We start from the raw sequence: 14,450 nt of genomic DNA, 5'->3' as shown, positions 1-14,450 counted from the left end.
ATACTAAGCTTCAGCAGCAGTCGTTACGACTCAATTCATTTGGCTCTACCGAAGAGGAATGGAGGGGTAACCGATGAACCTATTTGAAAGGCGCTCTACAGCACCACCTGTAGAGCATATTCAACAGATCAAACGGTGGGTCAACGACCTGCTAAGTCTCGGTGACGATGTGCCGATCTCTATTAGTCAACTACGCTGTCATGAACCGGACTGCCCTCCAGCGGAAACCGTCATTTCCGTGATGACCCAACCCACCCAGACTTATAAAATCCATCAGTCAGCAGCAGAGGTCGATTATGACGCTGTTGCTGCAGCTCTCCCATCGTCTGCACAGTAAGCGGCCCTTTTGTTCGTTCCTTTTCAACCTCTCAGGATTTAGTTTTCTATGGTTAGTTCAGCCGTTCCCGTTACCGTACTGACGGGCTATCTAGGTGCCGGAAAGACGACGCTTCTCAATCGAATTCTGACCCACGAGCATGGCAAGAAAGTAGCTGTGATCGTCAATGAGTTTGGTGAAGTGGGCATTGATAATCAGCTTGTGATCGATGCTGATGAAGAAATCTTTGAAATGAATAATGGCTGTATCTGCTGCACGGTACGAGGAGACCTAATTCGGATTATCGGCAACCTCATGCGCCGCCGCGATCAGTTTGACCACCTCGTGATTGAGACCACTGGACTCGCCGATCCAGCTCCCGTCATCCAGACGTTCTTTGTGGATGAAGAGATTCAAGCCCAGCTTGATTTAGATGCAGTCGTCACGGTGGTAGATGCTCAGCATGTTGAAGCGCACTGGGATAGCGAAGAGGTGCAGGAGCAAATCGCCTTCGCGGATGTAATTTTACTCAATAAGACCGATCTGGTTGAACCAGATAAGCTGAAGGAACTCGAACAAAAAATGCGGGCCATGAATGCACTGGTCAAAATTCACCATACGCAGCACTGCGAGATTGGCATGGATTCAGTTTTAGGAGTGAAGGCCTTTGACCTGAAGCGGGCGCTAGAGATTGACCCAGAGTTTTTGGGCGAGGATGCTCATGAGCATGATGATTCTGTGTATTCTCGCTCCATTGTAGAAGCGGGGGCGGTAAATCTAGATAAGCTCAATACTTGGATGACGAATCTGTTAGAAACCCACGGTCCCAATATCTTTCGGATGAAGGGGATTCTCAACGTGGAGAACGAGGAGCAGCGGTTTGTATTTCAAGGCGTCCACATGATCTTTGATGGTGCTCCCGATCGCAATTGGAAACCAACAGAAACACGCAAGAATGAGATGGTGTTTATTGGCCGAGACTTGGATGAAATGAACCTCCAGGATTCGTTTAAAGCTTGTTTGGTGTGAGTGCATTGATCACGTTTAGAAAGCAAGCCCAAGACCAGTTATCTGATTATGTGCGAGGGGTTATCTGGTCGAGCAACGGCAAATATCTAGCAGCCATCTCAGCGGCAGGGGAAGCCGTGCTGTGGAAAGAGGCCGAAAGTCCGCAGAGAGTTAGGCTGGATTTGCTGACGGCAGGTGACTTTTCCTGTGACTGCCTTGGGTTCTCGGCGAACAGCCAGTTTCTTGCAGTGGGGGGACAGGCGGGCAAGGTATGGGTGTGGGATGTTTTGCAGGATGTTCCGAAGCTTGTACTTGAGCAGGTTTATCCGTCGGTTTGGATTGATCACTTAGCTTGGCATCCGGTGGAGGAGAGGGTTGCGATCGCAACCCATCGCCAGGTCCAAATCTGGGATCTGCAGCACCAAAAGCAAACGGCTACGCTGGAGTTTGAGTCCTCGTCGGTATTGGATTTAGCTTGGCATCCGGCTGGGGAATATTTGGCTGTGAGCGGTCACGGTGGCGTCAAGATTTGGGATCTACAGACACCAGAGATGCCGCTGCTGTTGTTTGAGGTACCGGGGGCGAGTCTAACCTGTCGATGGTCAGCGGATGGTCAGTATTTAGCGTCGGGCAATCTGGATCGCACGCTTTCGGTGTTGGCGTGGGAGAAGCCACCACCTTGGTTGATGCAGGGGTTTCCGGGCAAAGTGAGTCACATTACTTGGGCTGACGGTGCGGCTCTGTTAGCTGCGGCCTGTGTGGATGGGATTACCGTTTGGCGGCGTGAGGGCGGCAACTGGAATAGTCATGTGCTAACGGAGCATCAGGGTTTTGTGAATGCGATCGCATTTCAGCCACAGACTCAGCTTTTAGCGTCTGGGGGAGAGGATCAGCGGGTTTTACTTTGGAAGGGGGCTAAGAAGGTGAATCAAACGCTTAAGGGGTTGAGTGCCGGAGTGGCCTGTCTTGCGTGGCATCCTTTGGGGCATTATTTAGTGGGTGGCGGAATGGATGGACAGTTGATGATTTGGTGTATGGACACACCATCAAAAGGTTTTGGATAATGGCAAAACTGATCGGTGTGATGCCACCTTGAAAAATTAAAACGTGGGTTGATGATCTTCTTGACGAAAAGGGAGAGTGTTAGTGAATCGTCAAATGAACCTATCTGAGCTGACAACCCAGCAAATTACTGATTTACTTTGGATGTTGAAAGGGACTCCTCAAGCTCAAATATTATATGAGGAATTCTCAGGTCGCCCTTCCAAGCCCTGTATTGCACCCGATGATCCTGATTGGGATACAGAGATTACAGCGAGTTTGAAGGCTGAATTCGACAGCCCGCATTATCTGCAAGATATCAGGGAATCTAACGAGAGCGAAAGCCAACAGAGAAAGGTATAACGATGACAATAGCTGGTGCGAGCAAGGGCTAAAAATAAAAAGAAGTAGTAGAAGTGTTCGCCGAGTACCCGTATGTATTGTGTTGTTAGGCTTGTTGACGCTGGGCAACTTGTATCAAAAGACGTAACGCTTCATTGACCGATGCCTCCGTTGGGAAAGCCTGAGCCACATCTGGCTCTAATACAACTATATTTGTCTCAGACTGGCAGCGGTCAGCATACTTGCCTCTTACACCTCCTGACATCTGAGCAAAGTTGTACTCGGGACGTAAATCATTCTCTAGCTCATTCTCAGTCGTCTTCTTCATAGAATCTTTGCTCATTACGGGTTGCCCTCCGGGCACTAATGATACGTATACGATTCGCCCGCTCTGTGTGAGCTATCACCAGTAACTGACCGTAGCGGGATAAGCCGATCATAACGTAGCGACTTTCTCCAGTGGAGTGGTCTTGGTCAGGGTAAGTCATCGACAGTGTGTCTTGGAAGACAGTTGAGGCTTCCCGAAATGAAACACCATGCTTCTGAAAATTAATTATCGCTTTTTGAGGATCCCACTCAAACTGCATCTTCTAGCGCTGCTCTCAGCTCAATCAAGATACACGAAAATTGGATAAGTCTAACGGATCAACCATCAGGGGCATGAGCATAAAGTTAAAGCGTCCAGTATGTTGGGTAAAGAGAAAACTCTGCGCGATTATCAATCAAGTCTCTGTAAAATACGAAAGTTGCTTATGCTTTTCCAGAATTGAGATGCGGTTTTGGAGCGAGATCGGTTTTCCCGGATATGTCAGTTTTCAGTGGGAGCATATATCATTCACTTCAGACGGTAATGTTCCCGATAACTTTAATCGATCGCCAGATTGGATCATTGAAATTCTGTCCCTTGAACAGCGACCCAATCAAGTGTTAGACAATATTCTTTATTGCCTGGAGAATAGTAGTCGCGTTGGTTGGTTTATCGATTCAGATGATCTCAATATTTTGTTTTTACACCTACATTCCGCAGGTTAGTGAATTCTTGTAAGCCTTTCCCAGTAAAGGCTTTGAGCCTTAGCCCGAAATTCAAGAATACCTCCCTCAGAGCGTTGAGAGACAGGTGGCCGATTAACCTGTATTGCTTTTCCGAATCTGGCTTCTAGAGAGTCTGTGATCTGTTTTTTCAGGTGATGCAACCTGGATTGATAGAACAGAGCCGATTTTTGACAGGCCCTGTAACCCTTCTCTAATATTGCTTCTAGAAAAGTGTACTACCTGCGGAATGTAGGTTTACAGCCTCAGCAACAGCCAGCATTATGTCGTGGTGATCGAGTTATTCCCGTTCTTCCGAGTCTAGAACTGACTCTTACGGCTAGCTCAATCTTTAGTTGGTTGAAAATGGGCTAACGATGGCGATGAGCGGCAGGGGACAGGCGGAAGACTGATGACTCACTCGAAAACCTACGCTGTCCCCTGTCCGCTCGATTGCGGGGTTAAGCCAAGTCCGGCAGTCACCGTTCAGGACCTGGTCCCAATCTTTCTATTTGCCGATCCAAAACGTACACCAGTTCCGGATCTCTAGGGTCAAGGTTGTGAATGATACCGCTTGGCGCGAAACCATAACGCTCAAGTAGCCGCTGCATCGGCACATTTGACTGGTTGGTGGACGTGAACACCTTTGGGGTCTTGCAGCGATCGGCCAGGGCTTCGACGAGAGCGCTGCCCACACCGAGACGACGTTCAGGAGAAGCCACGTAGATCATGGAAATAAACCCGTTGTCGAAAAATGTGTATTCCAGAACGCCGTATGCGATGACTTGTCCGTTGCGTTCCGCAACCAGGCAGAGTTCCGAACCGAGTATGCGATCAACAAAGTTAATCCGTTGTGAATCGGATTGAGCGATCTGATCGAAAGCGATAATGGTATCGCGGTCGTCTGTCGTTGCGTCGCGGAGCTGTATTGCCATCGAAAGCTGCCTAACGGCCACCCCATCGGGAGCGCGAGAGTTAATTTAAAACGTTGAACAGTAAGGTGTTTCGAGCGTCCCGCTGCATTGGCTGGTTGGACCCGCAGGAGAACACCGGAAAAAATTTATACCATAGTAATTGCATAAAAAAGGTTACATCACCCTCAGCAATTATTTTGAATGAAGACAATTAAACTATATTTTCTCTACTAGCTTTTGGCGTTTTTCTTCGTATTCCCCCTCAGTCAATAGACCTAACTCATACACCTCGTGAAGTTTCTGTAATAGATTAAGAGATTGCACAGACTGCTTAGTCTCTTTTTTCTTTGATGAAAGTTCTTTTTTCTGCGATTTTAAACACTTTAAATCAGCTTTGAGTTGACTAATTTGAGACTTAATATCTTTTGCTATCGCTTGTGCAATCCGTTTGCCTTCTTTAATCTGTGCTCTCTTGCTTGCGACATCTCGGGCAATTCCAGCGTTGATTGATGCAGCAGTTCTCCTGCTTGCAGCTCTATATTTAGAACCTAGTATCGCACCTCCAAGACCTCGACCCATCGATTGAGTTTCAGCTCTTGCTTCTGTTGCCGATTGCGAAAGAGCAGCATTTGCTTCAACCCACTCTTGTACTTCCTCCTTAGCTTTTTCAAGCCTTAACGTTAAGTGAGATATCTGAGATTCAGTGGCAGAAATATTCTGCTCAATGGCACTTACCGATTGCTCTTTAGTTAAATCAAGCATGACTAGGATCAAGATCTATCATTTTTAGTAGGATTCCCTCAACAAAGACAAAACGAGCATGCCGGAACTCGAAGTCTAACTATGCTTAGGAGGCAAACTTCCTCCTAACACAAATTTGCCAAGGAGCCTGCTTCTCTCCACAAGCCAGCCAGCTCTACACTAGCACCTCTCCCTACGGATCGGCAGTACGGAAATTTGCCGACACGGAAACTCAACCTATATCTCCTGAAAGCTATGCTTGAAAAGCATTAAAGACGCTTTTCTTTTGCCTTTCCCTAGAGTGTTATCAGGCAAATTAAGACGTCCAAGGGAACATCAAGCGAGCTCACGAATTGCCCTCAAAGTCCTTTCAATTTCTTCCGAAGTGTTATAAATCCCAAGCGACACCCGAGCATAGGATGTCGCATAGGGAGTTGTACTAGCAATAATATTCTGCTCTCTCAAACCATCGACAACCTGTTGTGGAGACGACCCATCTACATCAAAACAAACAATAGCCGCTGAAACATCCTGATCAACTGGCGTATAGAGCGTCACATGCTCCATTTTCGCCAACCCCTTTTTCATCTGTTCGCTGAACCGATGCAGCCGCTTCCTAACGCGCTTCTGTCCAATCTGCTCATGAAACGCAAACGCCTGAACCATCGCCCACTGGTGCTCAAACGGCTTGAACCCACCCGGCGTCATCCATCCACCCCAACCCGCACCTCTACTAAACGTCGGAATCGTCGGCGTCACCGCCTTCTGAGATCTCGGATTGCCCCAAATGAAGCCCGACCCTCGGGGCGCAAACATCCACTTGTGGGTTCCCGCCACAAAAAAGTCGCAATCGATCTCACTCAAATCGCATTCCTCCACCCCCAGACCATGCACACCATCCACAAAAAACAAAACGCGATCCTCCTCGTCTCGATTGGCATTGACCGCCTTCAACCGTTCACTGATTTGTGCAATCGGAACCTTAAGGCCCGTATTAGAATGCACCCAGGTTGCCGTCACCAGTCGGGTGTTGGGCCGAATCGCCCCCACCAACGTCTCCACCATTTCATCCTCAGAGACGTTTTGGATATCTTGATAGAGCGGAATCTCTCGTACTGCGGCCCCAGTGCGATCAGCTTTATAGCGCAGCGAGGCATGGGTCGAGTAGTAATCAAACTCAGTCGTCAGCATTTCCTGATCAGGACGAATCGCCAGCCCGTTAATGACCAGTCCAGTCCCCATCGTCGTGCTGTCAGTTAACGCAATTTCATCCGGTTGAACACCAAGATAGTTGGCCGCACTCTGCCGCACCTCAGCCTCTAGATTTCGCCTGTGGTCGGAAAGGTAGTGGGTTGGATTATTGTCCAGACCCGTGCGATGGGATTCAATCGCAGCTTGAACATTGGCCGGGTTAGAGGCGATCAGTAATCCAGCCAAATGAATGTAGTCTGGATCAAGGTTAAAGAAATCGCGGACCTGGTCCCAATCCTTCAAATTTTCTAGCGCTACCTCTTTCTCTGCCTGTGAAGGCTGAGCGAGTGTCTGATTAGCTGTAATGGTAGAGGCGGCGGATCCTAACCCTGCAGCAATGAGGAAATTTCGCCGATTCCAGATCATGGTCGGTATCCTTAAGGGCTAGCGTTAACCTGAGCTGATGTGTTTGAGTTTCAGCCAGCCAAATATTTCCTCTGCTGTAAGCTGCAACGTCACGCCACCGAGCACCGGAATCTGCTGAGTACCCCGATAAATTTCTAACTCCTGACCAGGTGTTAATACCAACACAGAATAATCATCGGGATCAATCAACCAACCAAGCTGACCACCATGACGGAGGCAATACAGCAGATTATCGATCACCCGATTCGCATTTTGATCCGGTGAAAGCACCTCTATGGCCCAATCTGGAGCCTGAGTAAAGTTATCTTCCGGTTCACCCAAATCATTGAGGTCAAATTGGTCTAAAGATACTACGACAATATCCGGGACAACGGAGCGATCTCCAAATGTGCAACGTAGCTCAGGCAGAGCCAGATAGTTCTCTCCTGCGCTATCTAACTTAGTCAGCAGTCGCTTTTGCAGCAGCGAATGTCGAACCTTGGGCATCGGTTTCTGAATTGCCTCCCCTGCAACATATTCCCATGTCGGAGACTGTTCCAGGTCTGGAAGCCCAAGAAAGTCATCTAGCGTCAGGTGTTGAGGAGCGACAAAGGTCATTACGGTGCACGCAATCTGTCTCTATAGCAAGAGAGGTATTTGTTAGGACATCTTCTCGGCTGAAACCCGTATGGGTTAGAGGCCCACTGTCTTAACCAGCCGCTCGACTGCTATACGCACAGCATAGTCTAGATCAATGTTGGTGGCTGGAGTAAGTCGTCTGTGCAATACAGATTTTCAACGTACAGCAATGGCTGGCAAGCGAATGATAAAGCTTGTTCCCACTCCTAAGGTGCTTTCAAAGGCAACAGTGCCGTTCAATAGCACAACAAATTGCTTTACGATACTCAACCCTAGTCCTGTGCCAGGAATGTTGCTGACGTTTTTACCGCGATGGAAGGGTTCAAAGAGAAGAGACTGATCCGCGTCGGGAATGCCGAGTCCGTGATCGGTGATGTGAAACGTGATTGCCTGTGGCTCTTGAACCAGCTTCAGTTCAATCTGTCCCCCCTGCGGCGAGTAGCGAATCGCATTGTGCAAAATATTGACTAAGACCGATCGCAACAGTTGTTCATCGACCCCCATCTCTAAATGGGTGCGATCGCAAACCCATACCAACTCATGCTTAGGTGCAGTCAACTGCAGCTCTTTGAGCAACGCCTGACAAAACTGAACAATATCAAGGGTGGCGGGTCTAATCGCTAACTGGTCCGCTTCAATTTTCCCAATCACCAAGATGTCGTCAATCATCGCCGTCATCCGATCTGTATTGGCGACAATCGCCTGCAGATACTCTCGCTTCTGATCTTCAGAGAGCTGCTGCTCATAGCGCTCCATTGATGAAACAGAGAGGGCAATGTTATTAAGCGGGTTGCGGAACTCGTGACAGACCATCGAGACAAAACGCGATCGCAACTCACTCAACTCCTGAAGCTGCTGATTAGCCTGTATCAACTCCGCTGTCCGCTCCTGCACCTTCAGCTCTAGCGCCTCATTGGTTTGCTGCAGAATTGCCTCAGCCCACTTGCGTTTCGAGATATCCCGAAACGTGACAACAGCTCCCACAAGCTGCCCTTGTTCATCACGCATGGGCGTACTCAGATATTCCACTGGGAAAGCCGTTCCATCCTGACGCCAAAACACTTCATCAGTGACGCGGTGAACTGCGCCATCCTTGAATGCGGCATAGATCGGGCAAGTCTCACGAGGATAGTGGCGTCCGTCAGCATGGGAGTGATGCAACACCTGGTGCATGGACTTGCCAATCAAATCGCTCACGGCTGTACCAATCATCTCAGCAGCAGCGGGATTGACGAAGGTAGCATTTCCGTCGAGATCTAGGCCATAGATACCCTCACCCACAGAATTGAGAATCAGCTCATTCTGTCGCCGCAGCGTTTCTAGCACTTTTGCCGTGGGTTGACCCGTCGTCAAACTGTTATCCATTACACCAAAGCGCCCCTCATAAAACGGTTAACTGACGGTTATAGCCTTCGGAAAAATCGCAAAGCTCGCACAGTCCGGCCATCAGTTCTATCAAAGCTTGAGCAATGTCCCAAACAGTTCTCATTATTGAGGATGAAGCCCAAACCCGCAGCGTGTTTCTGAGCAGTTTATCCTTTGAGGGCTTTGGTGCTGTGGGGGCAAGCTGTGGGTCCGAAGGGGTTGAGTTGGCGCAAACACACCATCCCGATTTAGTGGTGTGCGACATTATGATGCCAGATATGGATGGCTATCAGGTGCTTTCAACGCTGCGTCAGGGGTCTGATACGGCGAGCATTCCTTTTATTTTTTTGACGGCGAAGGCGACAATGCCCGATCTGCGGGTGGGAATGAATTTGGGAGCCGATGATTATTTGACGAAGCCCTGTACGGTGGGGGTGTTTATTGATGCGATCGCAACCCGCCTTCAGCGCCACTCCGATCTACATCCGCCATCAGACGAGACTGAACCACCAACCAGCATTTTCCCAGACTGTCCGCAACTCAGCTCTGTGTTCCAATTCATAGAAGCACATTACCAACAGCCCATTCAGCTCCGAGATATCGCGGATGTGGTGGGCTACTCTCCGGCCTATCTCACGAGCCTCGTCAATAGTCAGACGGGCCGCTCCGTTAAGCAATGGATTATTGAACGCCGCATGACCCAAGCCCGCGAACTGCTGTCCAAGACAAAAGAACCGATCAAAAAGGTGGCGGCAGATACAGGCTATACCGATGCAGGCTACTTCAATCGTCAATTTCGTCAGATCCATGGCGTCTCTCCTCAGGCTTGGCGGCAAGAGATCGATAGCTGTCAGCATGAATGACCAAAGTGAGTAGAGCCTGCTGCCTGAACCGAACCCTGAATGAGTGTTGATCCAGATTTAGACGGCAATACCTTTATGAGTATTCCCAGACAGATCAAAAGAAAATCCTATGCCTGCCATAGATCGTCCAATGTCCTGGGAGTAGAGTAGCTGGTAGCCTTTATTCAGAAGCAGAGTAGAAAAATTGCTTCTCTCTACAAAATCGTTAGCAAGTAGCAAAAGCAGTGAGTAGTTTTCTTCAGAATTTTAGCTTTACCTGAAAGAATGTTTTAGCTTTCAAGAGAATTAGACCTTCTGAAAGAAAGCTGTCTTTTAAATACTATTTGAATAGATATTTGGGCTGAAGTACATCAACATGACTGCAGTTCAATATTTCCTTGTATGGTTAGCTTTAAGTTACCTGAAGCGAGGGGCTGTAACTGTCTGTCACGAAGCATAACGCAGGCTTAGCACTTTTATGCAAGACCCTTAGCAATCTATGCACGCTGAGTTACAAAAAGAAATTCTTCCAAAGGAAAATATTTGGGGCTTTCTAGTTTTTGCCCGTATATCTTTCTGCTCTCTTCTGATTTTTGATATGCGTCAGGCCCGTATCAAATAATACAAAACGATCCTGAATCTTAAGGTCTAATTAATTCAAATATAGGAATATCCGTAACAGTTATGGCGGTAGCTTCATTTAACGGTCCCTCGCAGCAGTGGGATAACCTAACTTCCCAGCGCGGTAATCTCAGTGAACTGGAATTGCTCTGTGCAATCTGCGGCGGTTCTCACATGAGTCGAGATCATTGGCAGTACATGGAGACGCTGCCCAGTGATCCGGTCGATATGGTGGACGACCTGATCAAGATGGGGCTATACAAACCCGATAGTTTTGACCTTGCTGACACGCTCAGTCAAACGGAGTTGAGAAAGCAGCTTTTTCTAAAAACGGTTTCTAAGGGCGACCCAAAGCGAGAGCGCCTTGTTAATGATCTGATTAAGCTTGCCGGTGGCTTAGATCAGGCTTTTGCGGCTGCGTTTGGACCGCAAGCGGGTCGGTTCTTCAGCGATGCTCAACGCATTAGTAGCGTGACTCGGCGAGAGTTTCTCAGGAATGTTGCTGTGGGGGCAGCTTTGGTCTCACTGGCTAGCTGTACTCCTGGCGGTTCCGATGCGCCCACGGCCCCAGGTGATTCGGCAGACGTTCCAGAGAATCTAGAGAAGACAGATTTGAAGATTGGGTTTATCCCGATTACCTGCGCGACACCGATTATTATGTCGGAGCCGCTGGGATTCTATAAGAAGTATGGCCTCAATGCCGAAGTGGTGAAGATGCCCAGTTGGGGTGCGGTCAGAGACTCTGCGATCGCAGGTGAACTTGACGCTTACCACATGCTCGCCCCCATGCCGATTGCCATGACCTTGGGCTTAGGATCGGCCTCCTTTGGGGTAAAGCTTGCCAGTATTGAGAACATCAACGGTCAGGCAATCACTGTCGCCAACCGCCACAAGGGTAAAGTCAACGGCCCTGCTGACTTCAAGGGGTTTGTGATGGGGGTTCCGTTCCCCTATTCGATGCACAATCTGCTGCTGAGATACTACCTAGCGACGGGTGGTCTTGATCCCGACGTAGACGTCAAAATTCGTCCAGTACCGCCGCCGGATAGCATTGCCCAGATAGTGTCGGGAGATATTGATGCCTATCTGATGCCTGATCCATTTAATCAACGGGCAGTCTTCGAGGAAGTGGGTTTCATTCACAAGCTAACGAAGGATTTGTGGCCCAATCACCCTTGCTGCGCCTTTGCTGCCAGTGATCAGTGGATTGATGCGAACCCCAACACCTTCCGAGCCTTAAATAAGTCGATCATCGAAGCTGCCGGATATGCGAGCGATCCCGCAAACCGCCCCGAGATTGCCAAAGCGATCTCGGAGCGGGCTTTCCTCAACCAGCCAACTGAAGTGGTCGAGGCGGTGCTGACGGGCAATTTTGATGACGGCAACGGCAATAGGCTGGAAGTTCCGGACCGGATTGGGTTTGATCCCTATCCCTGGCAGAGTTTCGCCAACTGGATCTCATCGCAGCTTGTCCGCTGGGATCTGCAGGGAGACGGCAAGGCGAAGACAGCGATAGAAGGTAAATATGACGAGGTGGGTCAAGATATTTTCCTGACGGACCTTGCCCGCGAACTCGCGACCGAGCTAGGTCAATCGCCGCCGGAGGAAATCTATAAGACAGAAAAACTGGCCTTTGATGATTTTGATCCAGCCGACCCAAGCCAGTACATCCAGGATCAGATCGATAAGTATGGTGTATAGAAAATACGGCGTATAAGCAAGCACCACATTGTACATAGTTGCCGAGGTTCTCTATGGCCGCAAGCTCAAGTCTTTCTAGCTCATCTTCTTCTAAATCTTCTTTTCAGCTCAATGAGAATATAAAGGCGGCGCTCGTCTTTCTGTTATCGCTGGGACTGTTCCTGCTGTTCTGGGAGGTGGGAGCAAATGCCAAATGGTTTGCAAAGGGGATGCCCACTGCCTCTAAAACGATTGAGGAACTGTGGTGGTGGACGACCAATCCCTTCTTCGATAACGGTCCCAACGACTTGGGAATTGGCTGGAATTTGCTGATTAGCTTAAGGCGAGTTGCGATCGGTTATATCGCCGCCTCGTTGGTTGCGGTTCCTCTAGGCATTCTGATTGGCATGTCTAAAGTTGCCTTCAAAGCCTTCAATCCCTACGTTCAGCTCTTGAAGCCCATCTCTCCTCTGGCTTGGCTGCCCCTCGGTCTCTATATCTTCCGTGATTCAGAGAAGACGGGGGTGTTCATCATTATGATTAGCAGCATCTGGCCCACACTTGTTAATACCGCTTTTGGGGTTGCTAACGTCAGCGATGACTATCTCAACGTTTCTAAAACCTTAGGGGCATCCCGACTCCGCACAATTTTCAAGGTGATTATTCCAGCCGCACTGCCCAATATTATCTCTGGGCTACGCATCAGTATGGGGATTGCTTGGCTGGTGATTGTGGCGGCAGAAATGCTGCTGGGCACCGGCCTGGGCTACTTCATCTGGAATGAGTGGAATAACCTGTACATCCCTAACATTTTGGTCGCTATTTTCATCATCGGCATGGTGGGGCTGATTCTGGACCAAATCTTTGCCTATCTTGAAAAACTAGTCTCCTTTGGCCGGTCATGATCATGCACACTATTTCTGATCCCCAAGCGCCTGCGATGGAAGCCCCTACAGGCATTCAGTTGAGCCTCAGTCAGGTCTCCAAGGTCTTTCCCGGCAAACGGGGGATGTTCAATCGGCAGAGTTCGCCCGACTTTGTGGCGATTGATGAGGTGAGTCTCGATATTGAGCACAATACCTTTGTCACGATCATTGGCCCCTCAGGCTGCGGAAAATCGACGCTGCTCAACATCATCGGCGGGCTGAGTGAGGCGACGACCGGCACGGTGACAATGGATAACCAGCCCGTTACAGGGCCAGGGCCAGATCGGGGAATGGTCTTCCAGAACTATGCTCTGATGCCCTGGATGACGGTGGCTGGCAATATTGGGTTTGCGGTTGAAACAGTCTATCCGAAGCTGTCAAAGGCCCGCATTAAGCAAATTGTGAGCGAGAATATTGAACTCGTCGATCTGATAGGAGCCGAACGTAAATATCCCCATGAGCTGTCGGGTGGAATGCGGCAGCGGGTCGGGATTGCGCGGGCGCTAGCGATCAACCCTAAGGTGTTGCTGATGGATGAACCCTTTGGAGCACTGGATGCCCTGACGCGGGGCTACCTGCAGGAAGAGATTGAGCGCATTTGGGAGCAGCACCGCAAGACGGTGATCATGATTACCCACAGTATTGATGAGGCACTGTTGCTCTCGGACAAGATCGTGATGATGACCCGTGGCCCTGCCGCTAAGATTGCCCAGATTTTGGATGTGCCGTTCCCGAGACCGCGCGATCGCAACTCGGTCGAACATCATCCTGCCTACGATGGCCTGAGAACCGAAATGGAGGCCCACCTCTATCGAGAGACTCGCTATGTCGAGCAGTCTCGCATTCAGGCTAAAGACCGTTCCTCAAATACTGATACGTCAAAGGACGATTTACTATGACGACTGCCGAAATTACTGAAAAGCTCTTAGCGGCGAAGAAAGCAAAGGGTATTTCTTTTGAAGACCTAGAGAAGGTCGTCGGCTGCGATGAAACCTGGATTGCTTCAGTGATCTATCGTCAGGCCAGTGCCTCTGAAGAAGAAGCGGGCAAGATTGTGGAAACGTTGGGTTTACCACCTGAGATGGCAGAACCGCTGACGGTTCCCCCGATGAAGGGTGGGCTTGATCCTTTAATTCCCACCGATCCGTTAGTGTATCGGTTCTACGAAATTATGCAGGTCTATGGCGTTCCTGTAAAAGCCGTGATCCACGAGAAGTTTGGCGACGGAATTATGAGCGCGATTGATTTTTCGATTGAGGTTGATAAGGTGTCTGATCCAAAGGGAGATCGCGTCCAAGTCACCATGTGCGGCAAGTTTTTGCCCTATAAAAAGTGGTAGATCGCTGTTTGAGAATCTATGTATAGGTTCGCTGTATAAAATACATGGCGG

At 49.3% G+C, this 14,450-nt stretch carries 16 protein-coding genes and 1 pseudogene; 10 read left to right on the top strand and 7 right to left on the bottom strand.

Translation table 11 applies throughout. The annotated features are described in order from the left end of the window. Positions 1-73 precede the first annotated feature (73 nt). From C1752_RS08020 to C1752_RS08005, 4 genes are all read left to right on the top strand, one after another. Positions 74-337 (top strand): hypothetical protein, encoded by a 264-nt coding sequence (locus tag C1752_RS08020; protein WP_110985546.1) that lies wholly within the window; start codon positions 74-76, stop codon positions 335-337. Positions 338-385: 48 nt separating this feature from the next. Further along, positions 386-1,345, top strand: a complete 960-nt coding sequence (locus C1752_RS08015) for a CobW family GTP-binding protein (protein ID WP_110985545.1) — start codon at positions 386-388, stop codon at positions 1,343-1,345. Continuing rightward, the gene (locus C1752_RS08010) at positions 1,342-2,388 is read left to right on the top strand and encodes a WD40 repeat domain-containing protein (protein ID WP_199464323.1); all 1,047 of its coding nucleotides are present in this window, start codon (positions 1,342-1,344) and stop codon (positions 2,386-2,388) included. Before C1752_RS08015 ends, C1752_RS08010 begins: the two co-directional genes overlap by 4 nt. An 82-nt stretch (positions 2,389-2,470) precedes the next feature. Then, positions 2,471-2,728, top strand: coding sequence for a hypothetical protein (locus tag C1752_RS08005; RefSeq protein WP_146242298.1), 258 nt, complete (start codon positions 2,471-2,473; stop codon positions 2,726-2,728). 85 nt (positions 2,729-2,813) lie between these two features. Here the strand turns inward: C1752_RS08005 and C1752_RS08000 are convergent, their stop codons facing one another. Both C1752_RS08000 and C1752_RS30230 read right to left on the bottom strand, forming a co-directional pair. Next, positions 2,814-3,035 carry a hypothetical protein gene (locus C1752_RS08000; protein WP_199464322.1) on the bottom strand — a complete coding sequence of 74 codons (222 nt, stop codon included), beginning with the start codon at positions 3,033-3,035 and terminating at the stop codon, positions 2,814-2,816. After that, entirely contained in the window at positions 3,019-3,294 is a 276-nt protein-coding gene (locus C1752_RS30230; protein ID WP_110985541.1) for a BrnT family toxin, read from the bottom strand. Before C1752_RS30230 ends, C1752_RS08000 begins: the two co-directional genes overlap by 17 nt. Positions 3,295-3,409: 115 nt before the next feature. On the opposite strand from C1752_RS30230, the pseudogene C1752_RS30225 reads away from it, so the two are divergent. Then, positions 3,410-3,712 (top strand): annotated as a pseudogene (locus tag C1752_RS30225) (Uma2 family endonuclease); the annotation flags it as partial. A gap of 503 nt (positions 3,713-4,215) precedes the next feature. On the opposite strand, the gene C1752_RS07985 reads toward C1752_RS30225, so the two are convergent. The 5 genes from C1752_RS07985 to C1752_RS07965 all read right to left on the bottom strand — a co-directional run bounded on the left by C1752_RS07985 (position 4,216) and on the right by C1752_RS07965 (position 8,991). Further along, positions 4,216-4,671 carry a GNAT family N-acetyltransferase gene (locus tag C1752_RS07985; protein WP_110985540.1) on the bottom strand — a complete coding sequence of 152 codons (456 nt, stop codon included), beginning with the start codon at positions 4,669-4,671 and terminating at the stop codon, positions 4,216-4,218. A gap of 195 nt (positions 4,672-4,866) precedes the next feature. Continuing rightward, positions 4,867-5,412, bottom strand: coding sequence for a hypothetical protein (locus tag C1752_RS07980; protein ID WP_146242297.1), 546 nt, complete (start codon positions 5,410-5,412; stop codon positions 4,867-4,869). Between the two features lie 315 nt (positions 5,413-5,727). Continuing rightward, on the bottom strand, positions 5,728-7,008 hold the full coding sequence (locus C1752_RS07975; RefSeq protein WP_110985538.1) for an aminotransferase class V-fold PLP-dependent enzyme: 1,281 nt from the start codon (positions 7,006-7,008) through the stop codon (positions 5,728-5,730). Positions 7,009-7,032: 24 nt separating this feature from the next. After that, positions 7,033-7,605 (bottom strand): Uma2 family endonuclease, encoded by a 573-nt coding sequence (locus C1752_RS07970; protein WP_110985537.1) that lies wholly within the window; start codon positions 7,603-7,605, stop codon positions 7,033-7,035. Between the two features lie 177 nt (positions 7,606-7,782). Further along, entirely contained in the window at positions 7,783-8,991 is a 1,209-nt protein-coding gene (locus C1752_RS07965; RefSeq protein ID WP_110985536.1) for a PAS domain-containing sensor histidine kinase, read from the bottom strand. 104 nt (positions 8,992-9,095) lie between these two features. Between C1752_RS07965 and C1752_RS07960 the strand changes: the two genes are divergently transcribed. From C1752_RS07960 to cynS, 5 genes are all read left to right on the top strand, one after another. Continuing rightward, entirely contained in the window at positions 9,096-9,854 is a 759-nt protein-coding gene (locus tag C1752_RS07960; protein WP_110985535.1) for a response regulator transcription factor, read from the top strand. A 663-nt stretch (positions 9,855-10,517) separates the two neighbouring features. Continuing rightward, positions 10,518-12,155 (top strand): ABC transporter substrate-binding protein, encoded by a 1,638-nt coding sequence (locus tag C1752_RS07955; protein ID WP_110985534.1) that lies wholly within the window; start codon positions 10,518-10,520, stop codon positions 12,153-12,155. A gap of 53 nt (positions 12,156-12,208) precedes the next feature. Beyond that, positions 12,209-13,039 carry a nitrate ABC transporter permease gene (gene ntrB / locus C1752_RS07950; protein ID WP_110985533.1) on the top strand — a complete coding sequence of 277 codons (831 nt, stop codon included), beginning with the start codon at positions 12,209-12,211 and terminating at the stop codon, positions 13,037-13,039. Positions 13,040-13,041: 2 nt separating this feature from the next. After that, the gene (locus C1752_RS07945) at positions 13,042-13,959 is read left to right on the top strand and encodes an ABC transporter ATP-binding protein (protein ID WP_110985822.1); all 918 of its coding nucleotides are present in this window, start codon (positions 13,042-13,044) and stop codon (positions 13,957-13,959) included. Beyond that, positions 13,956-14,399 carry a cyanase gene (cynS, locus tag C1752_RS07940; RefSeq protein ID WP_110985532.1) on the top strand — a complete coding sequence of 148 codons (444 nt, stop codon included), beginning with the start codon at positions 13,956-13,958 and terminating at the stop codon, positions 14,397-14,399. The genes C1752_RS07945 and cynS overlap by 4 nt, the downstream gene beginning before the upstream one ends. The last annotated feature ends 51 nt before the right edge of the window (positions 14,400-14,450 follow it).

Source organism: Acaryochloris thomasi RCC1774 (genome assembly GCF_003231495.1).
Lineage (GTDB): Bacteria > Cyanobacteriota > Cyanobacteriia > Thermosynechococcales > Thermosynechococcaceae > RCC1774.
Note: the sequence above shows the minus strand (reverse complement) of the source record. Positions and strands in the feature narration are given on the sequence as shown.